The organism is Streptomyces sp. NBC_00425, from assembly GCF_036030735.1.
Classification (GTDB): domain Bacteria; phylum Actinomycetota; class Actinomycetes; order Streptomycetales; family Streptomycetaceae; genus Streptomyces.
Genome location: NZ_CP107928.1, coordinates 4,706,598 through 4,724,302, shown reverse-complemented (window position 1 = coordinate 4,724,302; position 17,705 = coordinate 4,706,598). Strand labels below are relative to the sequence as shown.

Below are 17,705 nucleotides of genomic sequence, written 5' to 3'. Positions count from 1 at the left end.
GACACGGAGCAGGCTCCACGTCCGCACGGGCCACCCGGCCCGTCCGAAGAGCGTTCCCGTAGAGACGGCGACCTTCCTCGCACAGCTCAGTGGTCGCATGAGGATGTGTCGGCTTTGCCTCATTTTTCGTCAAATCTCCACCCCCCAGGGTCCTGAACGTGCAGGAACATGATGCATCGATTGTGTGGCCATGACGTGCCCGAATGGGCCATCGTCGTAGTCGACGGGGGAGAGGTGACCTTCAAATGAGGACGAAGCCGACTATGCATAAGAGAATGCTTCGCTCGGCGCTCGCCGCAGCCTTCTCCGCCGCCTTGGCCTTCGGAGCTCTGAGCGGCCTTGCGGGGACGACGGGCGACACGGCGGGCGACAGTACCTGGAGTCCGGGTGCCGGCACCGTCGTGACGGCCGGTGACAGCACCTGGGTCGCTCCGGCGGACAGCACGTGGGTCGCGCCCGCCGACAGCACCTGGGCCGCTCCGGCGGACAGCACCTGGACCGCGCCTGCCGACAGCACTTGGGTCGTCACGGCGGCGGCGCTGGGTGACAGTACGTGGATCACGCCTCGCGACAGCACGTGGGTCGCCGAGTCATGACCACGCCACCCGACGACCGCTCCTTCCGCCGCGAAATGGCCACCGCCTACCGCTCCGGCTGGCACTTCATCGATCTGGTCACCGCCATCCCCCACAGTGGTGACTCGTTGATGGTGACGGTGTTCGGCGAGCCGGTGGTGGTGACCCGCGACGAGGACGAGGACGTACGGGCCTACCGGTGCCTGCGCAAGCCCCGGGGGGCGCCGCAGCCCGTGCGGTGCGCCATCCGGTACGGAATGATCTTTGTGAATCTGGACCAGCGTGACCACAGGCTGGTGGAGCCCGAGGCTCTGCCCCTGAAGACCATCTCAGCCACCCCCCGCAGTGCCTGACGCGATTCCCCCGTCGTAAAAGATCGCTCAGGTGCTTCCCCCCCGCAGCGGCGTCACCGTGACCTGAACACGGTGACGCCGCTGCAGTTTCCGGGGATATTTCCGGTATACGCCCGCTTGAGCCTTGGCCGGAAATCGACGGGACGGGTTTCGGTCACCCGGCCACCGCAGCCTCATCGGCCCGGGCCGGGGCGACCCCGTCCGCCCCGGCCGGGTCAGCCGCGTCCCATCGCCCGGGTCAGCTCGATCTCGATCACCACACGCGTGGGGTTCGGCCTGGGCTCGCGCCCGTAGCGCTGCGCGTACCGGCGCTCCGCCTCCGCGACCCGCTCCCGGTCCGCGCGGACGAAGGCCAGACCCTCCAGCGTGGCCCAGCGCCGGCCCTCCATCTGGCACACCGCGACCCGCGCCCCGCCCGGCTCTGCTGCCAGGACGTTGCGCACCTTCCTGCTCGCCCCGTCGGCGATGACCCGGGCGAGGCGGTGCTCGGGGTCGTAGGTGACGCCGACCGGCACCACGTGCGGACTGCCGTCCGGACGCGACGTGGTCAGCGTGCACAGGTGTCGTTCGCGCCAGAAGGCGAGATAGGGCGCGTCCGGCGCGCCCGGGTCCCGGGGAGGTGTGGCCATGCCCGGAACCTACTGCCTCCCGGTTCCGCGGCGCACGCCAGGGGAACACGGGAGAACAGGAGAACACCTTGAGCGGAATAGACTCAACTTTGTGTACGCTGACTGAGTCAGTACCGGGAGAGCGCTGACGCAAGGAGGAGACAGCGAACGTGGACGCCGAGCTGACCAACCGGAGCCGGGACGCGATCAACGCGGCCAGCAGCAGGGCCGTGTCCGAAGGACACGCCGACCTCACCCCCGCCCATCTGCTCCTGGCCCTGCTCCAGGGCCAGGACAACGAGAACATCGTCGACCTGCTCGCGGCCGTCGACGCCGACCAGGCCGCCGTCCGGGCCGGGGCCGAGAAGGCGCTCGGCTCGCTGCCCAGTGTGGCCGGGTCCACCGTCGCACCCCCGCAGCCCAACCGCGACATGCTGGCCGTCGTCGCCGACGCGCAGAACCGCGCCCGCGACCTCGGTGACGAGTACCTGTCCACCGAACACCTGCTCCTCGGCATCGCCGCCAAGGGCGGCCCGGCCGCCGAGGTGCTCACCCGGCAGGGCGCGACCGCGAAGAAGCTCCAGGAGGCCTTCCGGAAGGCCCGCGGCGGACGCCGGGTGACCAGCGCCGACCCCGAGGGCCAGTACAAGGCCCTGGAGAAGTTCGGCACCGACTTCACCGCCGCCGCCCGCGAGGGCAAGCTCGACCCCGTCATCGGCCGGGACACCGAGATCCGGCGCGTCGTGCAGGTGCTGTCCCGCCGCACCAAGAACAACCCCGTCCTCATCGGCGAGCCCGGCGTCGGCAAGACCGCCGTCGTCGAGGGCCTCGCCCAGCGGATCGTCAAGGGCGACGTGCCCGAGTCCCTCAAGGACAAGCGGCTCGTCGCGCTCGACCTCGGCGCGATGGTCGCCGGCGCGAAGTACCGCGGCGAGTTCGAGGAACGGCTCAAGACCGTCCTCGCCGAGATCAAGAACTCCGACGGCCAGATCATCACCTTCATCGACGAGCTGCACACGGTCGTCGGCGCCGGCGCCGGCGGCGACTCCGCCATGGACGCCGGCAACATGCTCAAGCCGATGCTCGCCCGCGGCGAACTGCGCATGGTCGGCGCCACGACGCTCGACGAGTACCGCGAGCGGATCGAGAAGGACCCGGCACTGGAGCGCCGCTTCCAGCAGGTGCTGGTGGCCGAGCCGACCGTCGAGGACACCATCGCCATCCTGCGCGGACTCAAGGGCCGCTACGAGGCCCACCACAAGGTGCAGATCGCGGACGCGGCCCTGGTCGCCGCCGCCACCCTCTCCGACCGCTACATCACCTCCCGCTTCCTCCCCGACAAGGCCATCGACCTCGTCGACGAGGCCGCCTCCCGCCTCCGCATGGAGATCGACTCCTCCCCGGTCGAGATCGACGAGCTCCAGCGGTCCGTCGACCGGCTGAAAATGGAGGAGCTGGCCCTCAGCAAGGAGACCGACGCCGCATCCCGCGAGCGCCTGGAGAAGCTGCGCCGCGACCTCGCCGACCGCGAGGAGGAACTGCGCGGACTCACCGCACGCTGGGAGAAGGAGAAGCAGTCCCTCAACCGGGTCGGCGAGCTGAAGGAGAAGCTCGACGACCTGCGCGGCCAGGCCGAGCGCGCCCAGCGCGACGGCGACTTCGACACCGCCAGCAAGCTGCTGTACGGCGAGATCCCGGCCCTGGAACGCGACCTGGAGGCCGCGTCCGAGGCCGAGGAGGAGGCCGCCAAGGACACCATGGTCAAGGAGGAGGTCGGCTCGGACGACATCGCCGACGTCGTCGCCTCCTGGACCGGCATCCCGGCCGGCCGCCTCCTCGAGGGCGAGACGCAGAAACTGCTCCGCATGGAGGACGAGCTCGGCAAGCGGCTCATCGGCCAGGCGGAGGCGGTCCAGGCGGTCTCCGACGCCGTGCGGCGCTCCCGCGCGGGCATCGCCGACCCCGACCGCCCGACCGGCTCCTTCCTCTTCCTCGGCCCGACCGGCGTCGGCAAGACCGAGCTGGCCAAGGCCCTCGCCGACTTCCTCTTCGACGACGAGCGGGCCATGATCCGCATCGACATGTCGGAGTACGGCGAGAAGCACAGCGTCGCCCGCCTCGTCGGAGCGCCTCCCGGCTACATCGGCTACGAGGAGGGCGGCCAGCTCACCGAGGCGGTGCGCAGGCGCCCGTACAGCGTGGTCCTGCTCGACGAGGTGGAGAAGGCGCACCCGGAGGTCTTCGACGTCCTGCTCCAGGTCCTCGACGACGGCCGGCTCACCGACGGCCAGGGCCGCACGGTCGACTTCCGCAACACCATCCTGGTGCTGACGTCCAACCTGGGCAGCCAGTACCTCGTCGACCCGCTGTCCACCGAGGCGGAGAAGAAGGAACAGGTCCTCGAGGTCGTGCGGGCCTCCTTCAAGCCGGAGTTCCTCAACCGGCTCGACGACCTCGTCGTCTTCTCGGCCCTGAACAAGACCGAGCTCGGCCGGATCGCCCGCCTGCAGATCGACCGCCTGGCCAAGCGGCTCGCCGAGCGCCGCCTCACCCTGGAGGTCACCGACGCGGCCCTCGCCTGGCTCGCCGACGAGGGCAACGACCCCGCGTACGGCGCCCGCCCGCTGCGCCGCCTGGTCCAGACGGCCATCGGCGACCGGCTGGCCAAGGAGATCCTGGCGGGCGAGGTCAAGGACGGCGACACGGTCCGGGTCGACACCTTCGGCGAGGCCGAGGGCCTGATCGTGGGCCCCACGACGGGCAAGACGCTGTAGCGTCCCCGCCCGCCTCCCCCGCCCGTCTTCCCTCGCTCCCGCTCAGGTCATGTCGTGAACGCCGAGTACCGCACCCGCGCGGTCTCGGCGTTCTCGTACGTCACGTTCACGTTGACGTAGTAGGCCTCCACCCCCGGACGCTGGGTGACGTCGAGCTGGAAGCAGTAGTCCACGCCGGACCCGCAGGCCTCGGTGCCCGGGCCCCCCGGCCGTGGCGCCTCGGGGTAGGCGTCCGTCAGCCAGGCGCTCACGCCCCCGCGAGGCATGCGGAAGTCGGCCTGGTAATCGGTGTCCAACCAGGACTGCACCGTGCACTTCGCGTCCCGGACGTCCGTCGGCAGCTCGGCCCCGCCGAACGCCAGCGCCTGGGCGCAGGGCACGTCCTTCAGACGGGTCCCGTCCGTCTCCTCGTCGTCGGTCAGCACCCAGACGCCCACCAGCACCAGCAGGCCGACCACCACCAGCACCGGAAGAGCCAGGATCGCCGCCACCAGACCCCACCTGGTCCGGCCCGCGGGCCCCGGCCGCACGTCCGCCCCCGGCCGCTCGCCCGTATCGCTTCGCTCGTTCTTCTCCATGCGATCCCCCTCCATTCTTCACCGCCCCTTGGTACGACAGGCCGGATCATGTCAGCTCACGGCTGACAGCCCCGGCGGGGCTTGCCACCCCCCTCCCCGCATGGGGGAGGATGGCAGGATCCGTACGAAGGGAAAATCACGGTGAGCATCGACCCGTCCTCGATTCCGAACTTCGGGGGCCAGCCAGAGCCGGAGCCCCAGGGTGGACCGGCGGGCCCCGTCGTCCCGGATCAGGACCTCGTGAAGCAGCTCCTCGACCAGATGGAGCTGAAGTACGTCGTCGACGACGAGGGTGACCTCGCGGCGCCGTGGGAGGAGTTCCGTACGTACTTCATGTTCCGCGGCGAGGGTGACCAGGCGGTCTACTCGGTGCGGACGTTCTTCGACCGGGCCCACAAGATCGACGACAAGGTGCAGCTGCTCGAGTCGATCGACGACTGGAACCGCCGCACCCTGTGGCCGAAGGTCTACACCCACACCCACGACGACGGCACCGTCCGCCTCATCGGCGAGGCGCAGCTGCTGATCGGCGCCGGGGTCAACATCGAGCTGTTCGTCTCCTCGACGGTGAGCTGGGTGCGCGCGGCCATCGAGTTCGACAAGTGGCTCGTGGAGCAGCTGGGCCTGGAGTCGGCCGTCAACGAGGCCGGCGAGAAGCCCGAGGACGGCGCCGAGGGCGCCGAGTAGCACCGGCGACCTGCCTGTACGTCGACGGGCGTCCGTCCACACCCTGTGGACGGACGCCCGTTTCCGTTCGGGCAGCCCGAACAGGATCCCGAAGTCGACCGCCGCAGGCCGACTGATCTCCGTCGGTGCGCCGCGGGGCGGGAGATGCGGTCAGCCCGCTCGGGCGTCCCTCCGGCAGTACGCCCACAGTCCCACGGCCGTAAAGACCGCGGTGTACAGGAAGAACACTGCTACGGCGACCGACGTGGACAGGTGGGAGCCGACCAGTGCCCGTGCAAACGCCTTGTCCTCGCCCGAGACGGTCGACAGATCGGTGAGCATCGCTCGCCCCGCCGCGAACGGCAGCCAGTTCTTCGCGCCCTCCAGTCCCGGGACGTATCCGAGCAGCACGCCCGTGAGGCGCTCGCCGAGAAGCGGCCACAGGACCAGGAACAGCACTGAGGCGATACGGCTTCGCAGTACGGCGACCATGGCCATGCAGAGCAGCGCCCAGCAGCCCATCCACCCGACGAACCGTGCGGCAGGCGCGAGGATCTCTGTCCATCCAGGCTGGGGGGCACCGGCCACCGCCAGAGTCACCGCGCAGGAAAGCCCTCCCGTCAGGGCGCTGATGGCGGCCACACCGGAGCCGACGGCGAAGCCGACCGCACACTTTGCCGCATATGCGGTGCGACGCCCGTTCACAGCCAGCCAGGTTGTCCGTCCGGCGCCTGACAGGAGGTCGGTCGAGACCGGCCCGGTGCCCAACACCAGGACGAAGAAGCACAGGGCCGGGATCTGCGTCGCCAGCGGGGTCCACGCGATCGTGTCCGCCACGGTCGCGGAGCTGACCGCGCTTTGTCCGCGCAGGTCGAGCAGGACAGTGATCCCGGTCAGCAGACTCAGGACCGCCACCACGCCGAGCAAGATCCACGTCGAGCGCAGTTCGGCCAGATGCCGCCATTCGTACCGGCACGCCCTGCGAAACGCCTCGGTGGGCCTGACGGCAACCGGAGCCTTCAGTACGACAGATGTCACGAGATCCTGAACTCCTCTTCCGCTACGCCCAGATAGAAGTCCTCCAGAGACGGCCTTTCCTCTTGCAGCCAGTACAACGGCACCCCGCCTTCCATGGCGAGCGTGGCGATCCGTGCACGGTCCAGCCCCGTGACGGTCGCGCCCGGCCCGCCGGTGGGCGAGAGGTGACCACCGTGTTCTGCCAGCAGCCGGGTCAGTGCGGGTAGTTCCGGTGTCTCGATGATCACCACGCGCCGACCGGCCGCCCGGGCAAGCACCTCGGTCATGGGCGCGGCCGCCACGACGCGGCCGAGGCTCAGCACCACCGCCTGATCGGCCAACTGTTCCATCTCTCCCAGGAGGTGACTCGACACCAGCACCGCCCGCCCCTGCGCCGCCTGGGCACGCAGGAATTCCCGCAGCCAGCGGATCGAATGGGGATCGAGCCCGTTCGCGGGCTCGTCGAGGACCAGCACGGGCGGATCACCCAGCAGCGCCTGTGCGATGCCCGCGCGCTGGGCCATGCCCAGGGACAGTTCGGACAGCTTCAGCCGGCCGGCATCGACCAGCCCCACAGTCTCCAGCAGCTCGTCGACGCGTTCGTCCGGCACTGCTGATCCGGCCGCCACCATGCGCAAATGGGCGCGCAGGCGGTGCTGGGGGTGGCCCGCAACGCCTCCCAGTACCGCGCCGACGACAGTCCCGGGCGCGCCCCACTCGTGCAGCGGTCTGCCGAGAAACAGGGTTCGCCCTTCACCCTGCACGAGGCCCAGCATGAGCTGGATCGTCGTCGTCTTACCCGCTCCGTTGGCTCCGACGAAGCCGGTCACCTCACCAGCACGGAGGGTCAGTGAAACGTCATCCACGACCCGTTTGGCGCCGAACGAATGGCCGAGACTCCTGGCCTCGACGAGTGCGTCACCCTTCTTCACTGCGAAGATTCCTTCAAGCGGTCGGCCAACCGGCCGGTCGGTGGAGACTTTGACCGAAAAAGCAGCCGTACTCAGATTGCTGCGGTTCATGTACGCTTCTGTTGCGTCATCGCAAGGGGGAGGAAGCCCACGCGAGAGCCTGGACAGGCGTGGAAACCGAAAGGCCCTCCGGGCTTCTTCCCCCGATACGCTTCATTTGACTACGCGGCGAATATCGTGAATGTGTCGGCCCTGGTTCACTGCTGCATTCTCTGGCCTATTGCTGCACCAGAGAAATGAAATGCCAGACCAGAACCACGTGCACAAGAATGCACGTGCCTCGTGCCGCAGGCCTGCCCATCCCGTGGCGGAACACCGCTGCCCATCCAATGGCCACCAACGAGACAGCCAGGGCGAATATCCCCCACGAAATGATGGGCCATGGCGCGGAGGGGTCCGCGAGGAGTCTGATGGCAGTCAACGGCGCGAGGGCCAGAAGGGGTAGCGCCCACGTGCCTTCGGTGGCTGCGCGGGGGGACACGGTGTCGGTCATCCTTGATGCTCCATCGTTTCCTTGGTCTCGCGCTGGTGGGGTCCACCTGGGCGAACCCCACCGACGCCACTCACTCGCTCAGGCGGTCAGCCGGAGAGTGCAAGCGAAAGAGTCCCCTGATCAGCCGTCATCAGTGGAGAGCGTTGTAGATGTCCAGGAGCGTCAGGCCGGGAGTGATGGCCCTCAGCGGGGCCTTCTGCCACCAGGACAGGGCGTCGTACCACTCCTTGAACTTCGTGTACGTGCCGGCGATGGCCCTCGCGAAGCCGGCGACCCTGCTGAAGGCAGCCCTGATGGCGCTCCAGCTGATGCGGGCTTCTGCGCGCTCGCCACTGGCGATCGCGTTCAGCTCGGTCCGCTCGACGGCCGAGAGGTTGACGGCCAGCGGGCTCGCCAGCAGGGTACGCGCGGCCTGCTGGGCGTCGACCTGCTGCGTGACCGAGACGGTCTGAGGTGCGGCTGCACGGGCCTCGGAAGCCTGGGCCAGGCCGGCGGTACCGCCGAGAGCAACGGCGGTGACAGCCGAAACCGCCGCCATCCGCAGAGTATTGCGATTCATTCGAGTTACACCCTACCTTGCGTCGTCGCAAGGGGAAGGAAGCCCACATGGGCGACCTGCACAGGCGTGGAAACCGAAAGGTCCCCCCGGACTTCATTCCCCCGATTACAGAAATCTTCCGGACTCCGCACGGTCGATGAGGAGTCCGATGGTGCTCGGCAGTTCAACCTTCGAGTGCCTGGCACGCTTGCACGCTATCTGCAAATCGATCACTTGACCACACCATGGATCACTTGATCGTCATGGAATTGGCCAGTGGCAGGAGCGAGCTCGCACTCGTTCTCGTCGTCGGACCTGCGAAGATGTGCCTTGGGGCTCGCTTTACCTCCACAATACCTGGCTTGAATCAGCCTGCCCGTCGGTGGTGGCGGCGGACGCAATGCAGTCGTACGCCGTCCTCCGGGGTGAGGGAACCGAGGCGGAGGCTGTGGGCGGGCGCGCCGGCGCGGTCAGGAGGCGCCGTCCGAGGCGGGCTACGGCCTTGTCGAGGACGTCGGTCCGTTTGCAGAACGCGAATCGTACGAAGGGCGCCCCCTCGTCCTTGTGGTCGTAGAAGACCGCGTTCGGGACGGCGACGACGCCCGCGCGCTCCGGCAGCGAACGGCAGAAGGCGAAACCGTCGATGTCTCGGAGGGGACGGTCCCGTACGTCCAGGGACAGACCCGTACGCCCAGGAACGGAAGCGATTCTCTCCCGTCGCCGCCTTCTCGTGCCCACGTCCATTGGGTATGGACATGACATGTCTCTGTCCTCTTGAATGCCAGCACAAGATCGGCGCTGCCCCCGGCGCCTCTTATCTGCCCCCCGGGTGCCCGCCCCGCACGCGCCCCCAGGCATTTCTCCAGGAGACAGAAGACACTGATGAGTCGGATACGGCAGCACGTCCGAGGTTCCCGTCTCGCCGCCGCCGGCATCGCCGCCACCACCGCCACGCTGCTGGCCGCCGCACTCTCCCCGGCCGCCGACGCCGCCGACAGGCCGACGCGTGCCACCGCCCTCGACAACGCGGCGGCGGTCCTCGCCGACCGGGCCGCGGTCCTGGGCCTCACCTCCGCGCAGGACACCTCCGTGAGTGACGTGGTCGTGGACAAGGACGGCGCCCAGCACGTCCGGTACAACCGTACCTACCGCCAACTCCCCGTGCTCGGCGGCGACTTCGTCGTCCATCTGGCACCCGACGGAACGTACCGCGGCGCTGACCGGGCGGCGAGGGCGGCGATCTCGCTGCCGAGCACCACCCCCAAGGTGTCGGCCCCCAAGGCGGCCGACGTCGCCGTGAACGCCCTGCGCTCGGCCAGGCCCGGCGAGACGCTGAAGCAGGTGAAGGCCAGACCCCAACTCGTCGTCGACGCTCTGCACGGTGCCCCAAGACTGGCCTGGCGCACGAACGTCGCCGCCCTGGACGCGCTCGGCAACCCGGCCGCCCGCGAGGTGCTGTCCGACGCGCGCACCGGCGCCCAGCTCGACGCCTGGGACACCATGGAGACCGTCGCCGGCGACGGTCAGTCCCTGTACAGCGGCACCGTCCCGCTGGAGACGACCCTCTCGGGATCGACGTACCAGCTCAAGGACCCCACGCGCGGCGACACCTACACCGGTGACGCGGCCGACAAGACGGACGTGTGCGGCGGCGGCACGTGCAGCAGCCGTGTCCCCCTGACCCTCTTCACGGACGACGACGACCACTGGGGCACGGGCACGACCGCCGACCGCTCGACAGTCGCCCTCGACGCCCAGTACGGCAGCGCCATGACCTGGGACTACTACAAGGACGTCCACGGCCGCAACGGCATCGCCAACGACGGCAGGGGCTCCTACAACCGCGTCCACTACGGCAACAAACTCTCCAACGCGTATTGGACCGACGACTGCTTCTGCATGACGTACGGCGACGGTAACGGCGTCCACTTCGGGCCGATGGTCGGGCTGGACGTGGCCGCCCACGAGATGTCCCACGGTGTGACCTCGAGAACCGCCGGACTGGTCTACTCGGGCGAGTCCGGCGGTCTGAACGAGGCGACGTCCGACATCTTCGGAACACTGGTCGAGTTCTACGCGGCGAACCCGCAGGACCCCGGCGACTACCTGATCGGCGAGAAGGTCGTCCGCTCCGGCTTGGGGCGCGACGCCCTGCGCTACATGGACAAGCCCAGCAGGGACGGCGACTCCGCGGACTACTGGAGCGGTTCCCTCGCCAACCGCAGCGTCCACTTCTCGTCCGGCGTCGCCAACCACTTCGCCTACCTCCTCGCGGAGGGCAGCGGCACCAAGACCGTCAACGGGGTCACCTACAACTCCCCGACGTACAACGGCTTGACGGTCACGGGCATCGGCCGCGCCAAGCTCGGCGCGATCTGGTACCGCGCACTGACCGTCTACATGACGTCCACGACGAAGTACGCCGGCGCGCGGACGGCCACCCTGAACGCCGCCCGCGACCTCTACGGCGCGGGCAGCACGGAGTACGACACGGTCGCGGCGGCCTGGAGCGCGGTCAACGTGAACTGAGCGTCATCGTGACCCGGACGCGTCACACGGCCGCGCCGGTCCCGAATTCGGGACCGGCGCGGCCGTCGACTGGCGGGACCTCTCCAAGAGTTCTTGGACGGACACTTCCGAGCGCCGCGCGGCTGCCCACCGGGATCGCGCACGTCCTGGCGGACGGCCTCTCGCGATACGCGACAGAGGGCGGTCGGCGCACGGACGCACGGACGCACGGACGCACGGACGCACGGACGCACGGACGCACGGACGCACGGACGCACGGACGCACGGACGGGCGGGCGGGCCGTCCGGCGCGCCCCGCCGCAGCGCCCTCGGGCCGCGGGACGGTATCGACTAGCGCTCCGCCGCGGGTGCGCGAGCAGCGGCCCTCACGCACCCGCGGACCGGAATGGGCCGACCCCGCGGAGCGCTAAGGCTTCGGCAGGGTGCACCCGGCGGCGCTCAGGTTCAGCTGGTTGCCGGTCGTGAAGCAGGCCGGGATCTGGTAGGTCTGCGCTGCGTAGTTGATGCCCTTGCGGACGGTGACGTTGCCCCTCTCATCCACCTCGCATGGGTTGTCCAACGTGCAGGACGCCCCGTTCTCGTTGCCGGTGTTGTGGACGGCGACGACCTCACCGGTGGCCTGGTCGATCACCGGAGAGCCGGAGGTGCCGCCGATGGTCTGACAGGCGGAGGTGTAGCGGATCGAGTCCTTCCAGGTCCACTTGCCCTCCTTGAGGCGGTGCACGAACCCGTCGAGCTCGCAGTCGAGGAGCTTCTTCCAGGGGCCGGACGCCACGGTGATGGCGGTACCGGCGGTCGGGTGCGTGTCCCGCACGGTCAGCGGGGACACCCCGTACGAACTCTTGACAGCCGCGTAGGTGGTGGTGAGTTCGTAGACCGCCACGTCCGTGTCGGTCATCGTCCCGTACGCCAGCTTGGCAGCCTTCAGTGTGGCGACCTGGGCGCCTGAGGCGTCGAGCAGGCTGAACGGCCGGTTGGCCGCCCGGTTGGTGATGACCACTCCCGGGTCCATGAGGCTGCTGCAGTGGCCGTTGGAGAGCACCAGCGCCGGGTCGGTGTCCACGGAGTTCGGGAAGCGGACGAGCGAGCCGGAGCAGTTGCTGAGCGCCACGGTGCCGGAGAGGCTGACGGCCTTGAGCGTCGGATCGGGCGCCGCGACCGCGGGCGCCGTGCCCGCTCCGGCGACGGCCAGAGCGAAGAGCGCGGCAACGAGAGGCTTTCTCACGTGGGGGGTCCCCTCTTATGACAAGGCGACCGGAAACCTTCCGGCCACCCACTATTTTGTCATGCACATTGTTGATGTAGAGGTGCAAGAGATCATGGGTTGCCTTTCAGTTGCGAGGACAGCGCGGATATCAGCGGCATCGGTGACATCGACATCGACATCGGTGCGGCGGTCAGCCCGCGAATGCCTTGCGTAGCCGTTCCGTCGCGTCTGTCAGCACCTCGGTGCGCTTGCAGAACGCGAACCGCACGAACGGGGCGCCGGCCTCGCGGTGGTCGTAGAAGACTGCGTTCGGGATGGCGACGACGCCCGCGCGTTCGGGCAGGGCGCGGCAGAAGGTGAAGCCGTCCGTTTCGCCGAGGGGGCGGATGTCGGTGGTGATGAAGTAGGTGCCTGCGGGCTGGAACACCTTGAAGCCCGCCTCGCTCAGGCCCGCCGACAGCAGGTCCCGCTTCAGCCGCATGTCCTCACGGAACGACTCGAAGTACGTGTCCGGGAGGGCCAGGGCTTCCGCCACCGCGTACTGGAACGGCCCCGACGCCACGTACGTCAGGAACTGCTTCGCCGAGCGGACCGCCGCCACCAGCTCCGGCGTGGATGTGACCCAGCTCACTCCGTGTTCACGCACTCATTCGTATGCGGACCCACGGGGCTGCACCCCTGAGTGACGGTGAACCGTTGTGTACACATGGCACACTCGGTACCCTTGGGTGCATGACGCAGTCAATGCCCATAGAGTCCATCCGCGATGTCCGGGCACACTTGGCCGAGATCGTGGAGCGGGCCGACCGGGACGATGTGCCCACCGTCATCACCCGGCGCGGCAAGCAGGTCGCCGCCGTGGTGTCCATCGAGGTGCTGCGCAAATACCAGGAGTGGGAAGAGCGCGAGATCAACCGGATCATCGACGAGCGCATGACCAACCCGGCACCCGGCATCCCGATCGAGGACATCATGAGGGAGACGCTGGCGCGCAGTGAGTGAGTACCGCACCGTCTTCCGAGCCGAGGCTCAGGCCGAACTCCGCAAGGTCCCGCGAGACATGGCCCTCCGCATTCTGGCCAAGCTGACAGAGTTGGAGAGCGACCCGACGGGGTTCAACACCACGGCCCTCGTCTCCCAGCCCGACCGGCGCCGTCTACGGGTGGGCGACTACCGCGTGATCTACACGATCGACAACGGCGAGCTGGTGGTGTGGGTCGTACACGTCGGGCATCGCTCCACCGTCTACGACACCTGAGCGCTCCTGACATCGGGTCGGACTTGACGTCCGGGCGGCGGCGATGGCTGCGGCGGCTGCCGCCGTGGGCACCGCAGTCATGCGCCGCTGGGACGTGTGGAGGCGGGCGGTGCGGCGAGACCGGGGCGCCTCCGGCGCCAGTCCCTGGCGGGTGAGGTGCGGCAGACAATGGGGGATGCGTCGACCGGCCTCGTATGGCGGCGGTCAGCCCGCGAATGCCTTGCGTAGCCGTTCCGTCGCGTCTGTCAGCACCTCGGTGCGCTTGCAGAACGCGAACCGTACGAACGGGGCGCCCTCTTCGCGGTGGTCGTAGAAGACGGCGTTGGGGATGGCGACCACACCCGCGCGCTCGGGCAGGGCGCGGCAGAACGCGAAGCCGTCGCTCTCGCCGAGGGGGCGGATGTCGGTGGTGATGAAGTAGGTGCCGGCCGGGCGGAAGACCGAGAATCCGGCGTCCGCGAGCCCCGCCGCCAGCAGGTCCCGCTTGGCCTGCATGTCCGCGCGGAAGGCGTTGAAGTAGCTGTCGGGCAGGGCGAGCGCCTCGGCGACCGCGTACTGGAACGGCCCCGACGCCACGTACGTCAGGAACTGCTTCGCCGAGCGGACCGCCGCCACCAGCTCCGGCGTGGATGTGACCCAGCCGACCTTCCAGCCGGTGAAGGAGAACGTCTTGCCGGCCGAGCCGATCGTGACCGTGCGCTCGCGCATCCCGGGCAGCGTCGCCGCCGGCACGTGTGCGGCCTCGTCGAACACCAGGTGCTCGTACACCTCGTCCGTCACGACGAGCAGGTCCCGTTCCACGGCCAGCTCGGCGATCGCGGTCAGCTCCTCGCGGGTGAGGACCGTGCCGGTCGGGTTGTGCGGGGTGTTGACCAGCAGCAGCCGGGTGCGGTCGGTGACGGCGTCGCGCAGCTCGTCCAGGTCGAGGCGGAAGCGCGCCTGCTCGGCGTCGGGGCGCAGCGTCACCGGTACGCGCGTGGCGCCGGCCATCGCGATGCAGGCCGCGTAGGAGTCGTAGTACGGCTCCAGGGCGATCACCTCGTCGCCGGGCTCGAGCAGCGCGAGCAGGGTGGCGGCGATGGCCTCCGTGGCGCCCGCGGTGACCAGGACCTCCGTGTCCGGGTCGAAGGAGAGGCCGTATCGGCGGCGCTGGTGGTCGGCGATCGCCGTGCGCAGCTCGGGCACGCCCGGGCCCGGCGGGTACTGGTTGCCGCGACCGTCCCGCAGGGCCCGCACGGCCGCTTCCCTGACCTCCTCGGGGCCGTCCGTGTCGGGGAAGCCCTGGCCCAGGTTGATCGAGCCGGTCGCCGCCGCGAGGGCGGACATCTCGGCGAAGATCGTCGTCCCGAACTCGGCGAGACGGCGGTTGAGGAAAGGGCGCGCGGGAGAGGTCATGGCCGTCATCCTGCGCCGAAGCTCTGGAGTTCCTCAACATGGCTTCGCTGATGGGCACCTGCGCCGAGACTCGATGCCCGGCCTCTGAACAGGGAAGGAGCCGTCGTCGACTGTCGTCGTCTGTCATCGTTGAGTACCCCCGCACGGCCCAGAGACGGCCCGAGCGGGGGTGTCGCGGTGTGCTCCTCGATGCGAACTACGGGCGGAGCGGTTGCTGAGGTCTTCTCAGCTGGTCAGGTCGCTGATGACAGCCTTTGAGCGTCACCTACGGTCGGGGCCGTTGCTGTACTTCGTAGCTGTACCGGTGACTGCGAACCAGAGCGCGATGAACGCCGCTGCATCCGCGTACGCACCGACAACCTTGGTCCACGTCGGCGAAGCGAGCACGATCACGACAATGACCGTGATCACTGCGAGTCGCTGACGCGGGTTTGACACGCAGCGCTCGGCAAGGGGCAAACTCATGTCTGAGCCTCCGGGTTCAGTTGCCCACCTGCCGCTCGGCCTGCCAGCATGCGCGGTCAGGTGGGCTCCGTTGTGACCAGACCGATGCTAGCCGGCACTGAGCGTGCGTCCTGTGTGGTGCGATCACTCTCGGATAAGCCGTCCGCAGCCACGGACACCAGGCGTCATGAGAAGTGCAAGTAGAACTTGCATTCCCCAGAGTTACGTACCTCAGAGGCTACATACCAGCGAGTAACACCGCGCAGGGTGTTGGCTCGTTTTTGATCCTCCGCGTGCTCCGCGCGTCATAGCTGAGGCGTTGCTGTGGACGGCTCCGGAGGGGGTGAACGACACGGAGTGAGACGGGCGATCGGCGCACTGACCAGCAACTCTCACCACTGACAGAACGCTACGGCGGCATCGTCACCGGACTTGTAGCGCGGCCACCGTTGCCCCCTGGGATCCGTGGCTTCCACCTTGCGGACGGTGTCGATCAACTCTTGCGGTCCCCCGGCCCGAAGCGTCGCGAAGACTTCGGGCCAGGAGGACATCGCGTAGTCCGTCACGAGACAGGCCGCACCGTCGGACATCAGCGCGGCGGCGCGTACGTCTTCAGTGGGCACGCTGCCGGTCAGCGCGTGCTCTGCCGCTTCGGGGCCGGCGGCTGCGACCCAATATCCAGTTGCCGTGTTGCGAGTCTCCCTCTGCGCGGACACCAGGTTCCGCAGAGCCTCTTTGTGCCCTGCCGTATGGGTCTCGTGCCGAGCTACTTCGGCCTTCAGCTCGGGAAGGATCTGATCCACCCGGAGATCAGTGATCACCGAAATGCCCTGATGACCATCGAGCACGATGGGGGAGTCTGCCAAGACCAGGTGGTCTAGGTAACCGTCTCGCTGCCGCAAGATCGCAACCGTCGCCGAGGGCGTTCCAGGGTTGCCGAGGTCGCATTCAGGGTGAAGGGCCGCCACCCCTTTAAGGGCGTGCGCCAGGCCGGCCGTGAGCGACGTTTCCGAGTCGGCAAGCGCGGCGACAAGCTGACTGCCGAGGTTCCTCACGTACCACGGCACACCGTGTCGACATCCGGTGTCCAGGCCTGCAGTGCTGAGTCCGTCCAGTACCACGGCGAGAGCCGGCGTGCCCGCCACCCAATCCTCATTGGGAGCCGCTCCACCGGGTTGGGTGTCGATTGCGACGCGCATGCTCTCAGCCTTCATGTCGGTACAGCGGGGTGACGCGTCGACTCTCCAGCACCTCGAGCGTCTTCGGGTCGTAGCGGCATGAAATCAGGGTGGAGAAGCGGCGTGTACGTACCTCTTTGTAGAGCTCTGCCAGGTTGTTTTCCAGGAAGTGAACGACCCCGTTCGCGCCGATGGAGTGGATGCCAGCGATGTAGAGGAACGTCCCCTTACCGTCCAGTCGGGGGAGCCGTCCCAGGTATCCCACATCGCCGGCCGAGCCGTCCTCATCCTGCGGTGACCGGAACTCCTTGCCCGCCACCTGGTCGACCAGGTGCCACGCGTGATCCTTGGCAAACCGAAGGTTGTCGTCACCTTCGAGTACCTGCGCCACGATCGGGGACAGCCGGGGGCCGCAGATGACGACGTGGTTGTCCCGATTGAGGTTGACGATCCCGGTCGGTGGGATCACCTCGTACTGAGTCTCCAACTTCATGCCGCTGAGCAGCTTGCGCACGTGTTCGAAGTTGTTGAGGTCTTCCCTGGTGACTACCTCGCTGGGGTTCTGGTCGGGCCCCTTGCCTGCTTCGTACTTCCCCCCGAGCGACACCGTCACGAGGTCCGTGCCGAAGAAGGCGCGCTCTGGCGGCGGGCCGGCAGAGGCGAGCTGGCCCACGCGCCCCCGGCTGACGCCTAGTCGCTTCGCAATCTCGGCCTGCGTCATCCCGGATGCCTGAGCTTCTTCGATCGCTTCTCGGCGGACGCGCGACAGCTCGTTCACGTGGCTCTGATACCGCGCCATCAGGTCGATTGCTGCTTTGGCTCGGTCAACGGGGTCAGTGATCCCGGAGACCCGCTCCATGTCGTCGCGCACGTCTCTCCAATCGATCGCCTAGGGGGGCTACCGCACTCTATCGCCAGAGGGGGTTGCGCGCAGCCCTGAGTTTGCCTACGGTACCTATCAAGCGAGACCGCAACCCCCCCTAAGCAAGCCAGGGGAAGTGGCTTTCGGTTGCTTGACCTGCACAAACAGCGCCCGGAGGAAATCCCCTGCTGGTCGGGGGTGAGTACGAAGGCAGCGGTCGTTCCTTGAGAACTCAACAGCGTGCCTGGGAGGCCGTCCC

Annotated in this window: 16 protein-coding genes and 2 pseudogenes; 6 read left to right on the top strand and 12 right to left on the bottom strand. The window is 68.4% G+C overall.

Going from position 1 to position 17,705, the window contains the following annotated elements:
• Nucleotides 1-241: 241 nt before the first annotated feature.
• Complete coding sequence (locus tag OHS82_RS20260; protein ID WP_157876334.1) at nt 242-529, bottom strand: hypothetical protein; 288 nt, start codon at nt 527-529, stop codon at nt 242-244.
• A gap of 63 nt (nt 530-592) precedes the next feature.
• On the opposite strand from OHS82_RS20260, the gene OHS82_RS20255 reads away from it, so the two are divergent.
• Entirely contained in the window at nt 593-928 is a 336-nt protein-coding gene (locus tag OHS82_RS20255) for a hypothetical protein (RefSeq protein WP_057577939.1), read from the top strand.
• Between the two features lie 215 nt (nt 929-1,143).
• Here OHS82_RS20255 and OHS82_RS20250 read toward each other — a convergent pair whose 3' ends face one another.
• A complete protein-coding gene (locus tag OHS82_RS20250) occupies nt 1,144-1,557 on the bottom strand; it encodes a pyridoxamine 5'-phosphate oxidase family protein (RefSeq protein WP_328434255.1) in 414 nt (137 codons plus the stop codon).
• 149 nt (nt 1,558-1,706) lie between these two features.
• Here OHS82_RS20250 and clpB point away from each other — a divergent pair, with 149 nt between their 5' ends.
• On the top strand, nt 1,707-4,310 hold the full coding sequence (clpB, locus tag OHS82_RS20245) for an ATP-dependent chaperone ClpB (protein ID WP_057577937.1): 2,604 nt from the start codon (nt 1,707-1,709) through the stop codon (nt 4,308-4,310).
• Between the two features lie 47 nt (nt 4,311-4,357).
• Here the strand turns inward: clpB and OHS82_RS20240 are convergent, their stop codons facing one another.
• A complete protein-coding gene (locus tag OHS82_RS20240; protein WP_107105186.1) occupies nt 4,358-4,888 on the bottom strand; it encodes a hypothetical protein in 531 nt (176 codons plus the stop codon).
• A 141-nt stretch (nt 4,889-5,029) separates the two neighbouring features.
• Here OHS82_RS20240 and OHS82_RS20235 point away from each other — a divergent pair, with 141 nt between their 5' ends.
• Nucleotides 5,030-5,575, top strand: coding sequence for a YbjN domain-containing protein (locus OHS82_RS20235; protein ID WP_057577936.1), 546 nt, complete (start codon nt 5,030-5,032; stop codon nt 5,573-5,575).
• 150 nt (nt 5,576-5,725) lie between these two features.
• Here the strand turns inward: OHS82_RS20235 and OHS82_RS20230 are convergent, their stop codons facing one another.
• The 4 genes and pseudogenes from OHS82_RS20230 to OHS82_RS20215 form a co-directional block, all read right to left on the bottom strand.
• Nucleotides 5,726-6,592, bottom strand: a complete 867-nt coding sequence (locus OHS82_RS20230) for a hypothetical protein (RefSeq protein ID WP_328434254.1) — start codon at nt 6,590-6,592, stop codon at nt 5,726-5,728.
• Entirely contained in the window at nt 6,589-7,593 is a 1,005-nt protein-coding gene (locus OHS82_RS20225) for an ABC transporter ATP-binding protein (RefSeq protein ID WP_079041183.1), read from the bottom strand. Before OHS82_RS20225 ends, OHS82_RS20230 begins: the two co-directional genes overlap by 4 nt.
• A 572-nt stretch (nt 7,594-8,165) precedes the next feature.
• On the bottom strand, nt 8,166-8,573 hold the full coding sequence (locus OHS82_RS20220) for a hypothetical protein (RefSeq protein ID WP_057577932.1): 408 nt from the start codon (nt 8,571-8,573) through the stop codon (nt 8,166-8,168).
• Nucleotides 8,574-9,059: 486 nt separating this feature from the next.
• A pseudogene (locus OHS82_RS20215) lies at nt 9,060-9,233 on the bottom strand (aminotransferase); the annotation flags it as partial.
• Between the two features lie 222 nt (nt 9,234-9,455).
• Here OHS82_RS20215 and OHS82_RS20210 point away from each other — a divergent pair.
• Nucleotides 9,456-11,102: a M4 family metallopeptidase gene (locus OHS82_RS20210; RefSeq protein ID WP_057577930.1), complete on the top strand. Its 1,647-nt coding sequence runs from the start codon at nt 9,456-9,458 to the stop codon at nt 11,100-11,102.
• 406 nt (nt 11,103-11,508) lie between these two features.
• On the opposite strand, the gene OHS82_RS20205 is transcribed toward OHS82_RS20210, so the two are convergent.
• Together OHS82_RS20205 and OHS82_RS20200 are read right to left on the bottom strand one after the other, a co-directional pair.
• Nucleotides 11,509-12,327, bottom strand: a complete 819-nt coding sequence (locus OHS82_RS20205; protein ID WP_057577929.1) for a S1 family peptidase — start codon at nt 12,325-12,327, stop codon at nt 11,509-11,511.
• 172 nt (nt 12,328-12,499) lie between these two features.
• Nucleotides 12,500-12,940, bottom strand: a pseudogene (locus OHS82_RS20200) (aminotransferase class I/II-fold pyridoxal phosphate-dependent enzyme); the annotation flags it as partial.
• A 101-nt stretch (nt 12,941-13,041) separates the two neighbouring features.
• On the opposite strand from OHS82_RS20200, the gene OHS82_RS20195 reads away from it, so the two are divergent.
• Nucleotides 13,042-13,311, top strand: coding sequence for a type II toxin-antitoxin system Phd/YefM family antitoxin (locus OHS82_RS20195; protein WP_057577928.1), 270 nt, complete (start codon nt 13,042-13,044; stop codon nt 13,309-13,311).
• Nucleotides 13,304-13,567: a type II toxin-antitoxin system RelE family toxin gene (locus OHS82_RS20190; protein ID WP_005483716.1), complete on the top strand. Its 264-nt coding sequence runs from the start codon at nt 13,304-13,306 to the stop codon at nt 13,565-13,567. Before OHS82_RS20195 ends, OHS82_RS20190 begins: the two co-directional genes overlap by 8 nt.
• Nucleotides 13,568-13,771: 204 nt before the next feature.
• Here the strand turns inward: OHS82_RS20190 and OHS82_RS20185 are convergent, their stop codons facing one another.
• The 3 genes from OHS82_RS20185 to OHS82_RS20175 all read right to left on the bottom strand — a co-directional run bounded on the left by OHS82_RS20185 (nt 13,772) and on the right by OHS82_RS20175 (nt 17,455).
• Nucleotides 13,772-14,971 carry a pyridoxal phosphate-dependent aminotransferase gene (locus OHS82_RS20185; protein ID WP_057577927.1) on the bottom strand — a complete coding sequence of 400 codons (1,200 nt, stop codon included), beginning with the start codon at nt 14,969-14,971 and terminating at the stop codon, nt 13,772-13,774.
• 827 nt (nt 14,972-15,798) lie between these two features.
• Nucleotides 15,799-16,605, bottom strand: a complete 807-nt coding sequence (locus tag OHS82_RS20180) for a protein phosphatase 2C domain-containing protein (RefSeq protein WP_328434253.1) — start codon at nt 16,603-16,605, stop codon at nt 15,799-15,801.
• Nucleotides 16,606-16,609: 4 nt separating this feature from the next.
• Nucleotides 16,610-17,455: a sigma-70 region 4 domain-containing protein gene (locus OHS82_RS20175; protein WP_328434252.1), complete on the bottom strand. Its 846-nt coding sequence runs from the start codon at nt 17,453-17,455 to the stop codon at nt 16,610-16,612.
• Nucleotides 17,456-17,705: the final 250 nt, after the last annotated feature.

Excerpts from the sequence above, each read along its gene's own strand:
- OHS82_RS20225 (WP_079041183.1), bottom strand. The coding sequence starts at position 7,593 with ATGAACCGCAGCAATCTGAGTACGGCTGCTTTTTCGGTCAAAGTCTCC.
- OHS82_RS20240 (WP_107105186.1), bottom strand. The coding sequence starts at position 4,888 with ATGGAGAAGAACGAGCGAAGCGATACGGGCGAGCGGCCGGGGGCGGAC.
- OHS82_RS20180 (WP_328434253.1), bottom strand. The coding sequence starts at position 16,605 with ATGCGCGTCGCAATCGACACCCAACCCGGTGGAGCGGCTCCCAATGAG.
- OHS82_RS20250 (WP_328434255.1), bottom strand. The coding sequence starts at position 1,557 with ATGGCCACACCTCCCCGGGACCCGGGCGCGCCGGACGCGCCCTATCTC.
- OHS82_RS20255 (WP_057577939.1), top strand. The coding sequence starts at position 593 with ATGACCACGCCACCCGACGACCGCTCCTTCCGCCGCGAAATGGCCACC.
- OHS82_RS20185 (WP_057577927.1), bottom strand. The coding sequence starts at position 14,971 with ATGACGGCCATGACCTCTCCCGCGCGCCCTTTCCTCAACCGCCGTCTC.
- OHS82_RS20220 (WP_057577932.1), bottom strand. The coding sequence starts at position 8,573 with ATGGCGGCGGTTTCGGCTGTCACCGCCGTTGCTCTCGGCGGTACCGCC.
- OHS82_RS20210 (WP_057577930.1), top strand. The coding sequence starts at position 9,456 with ATGAGTCGGATACGGCAGCACGTCCGAGGTTCCCGTCTCGCCGCCGCC.
- OHS82_RS20195 (WP_057577928.1), top strand. The coding sequence starts at position 13,042 with ATGACGCAGTCAATGCCCATAGAGTCCATCCGCGATGTCCGGGCACAC.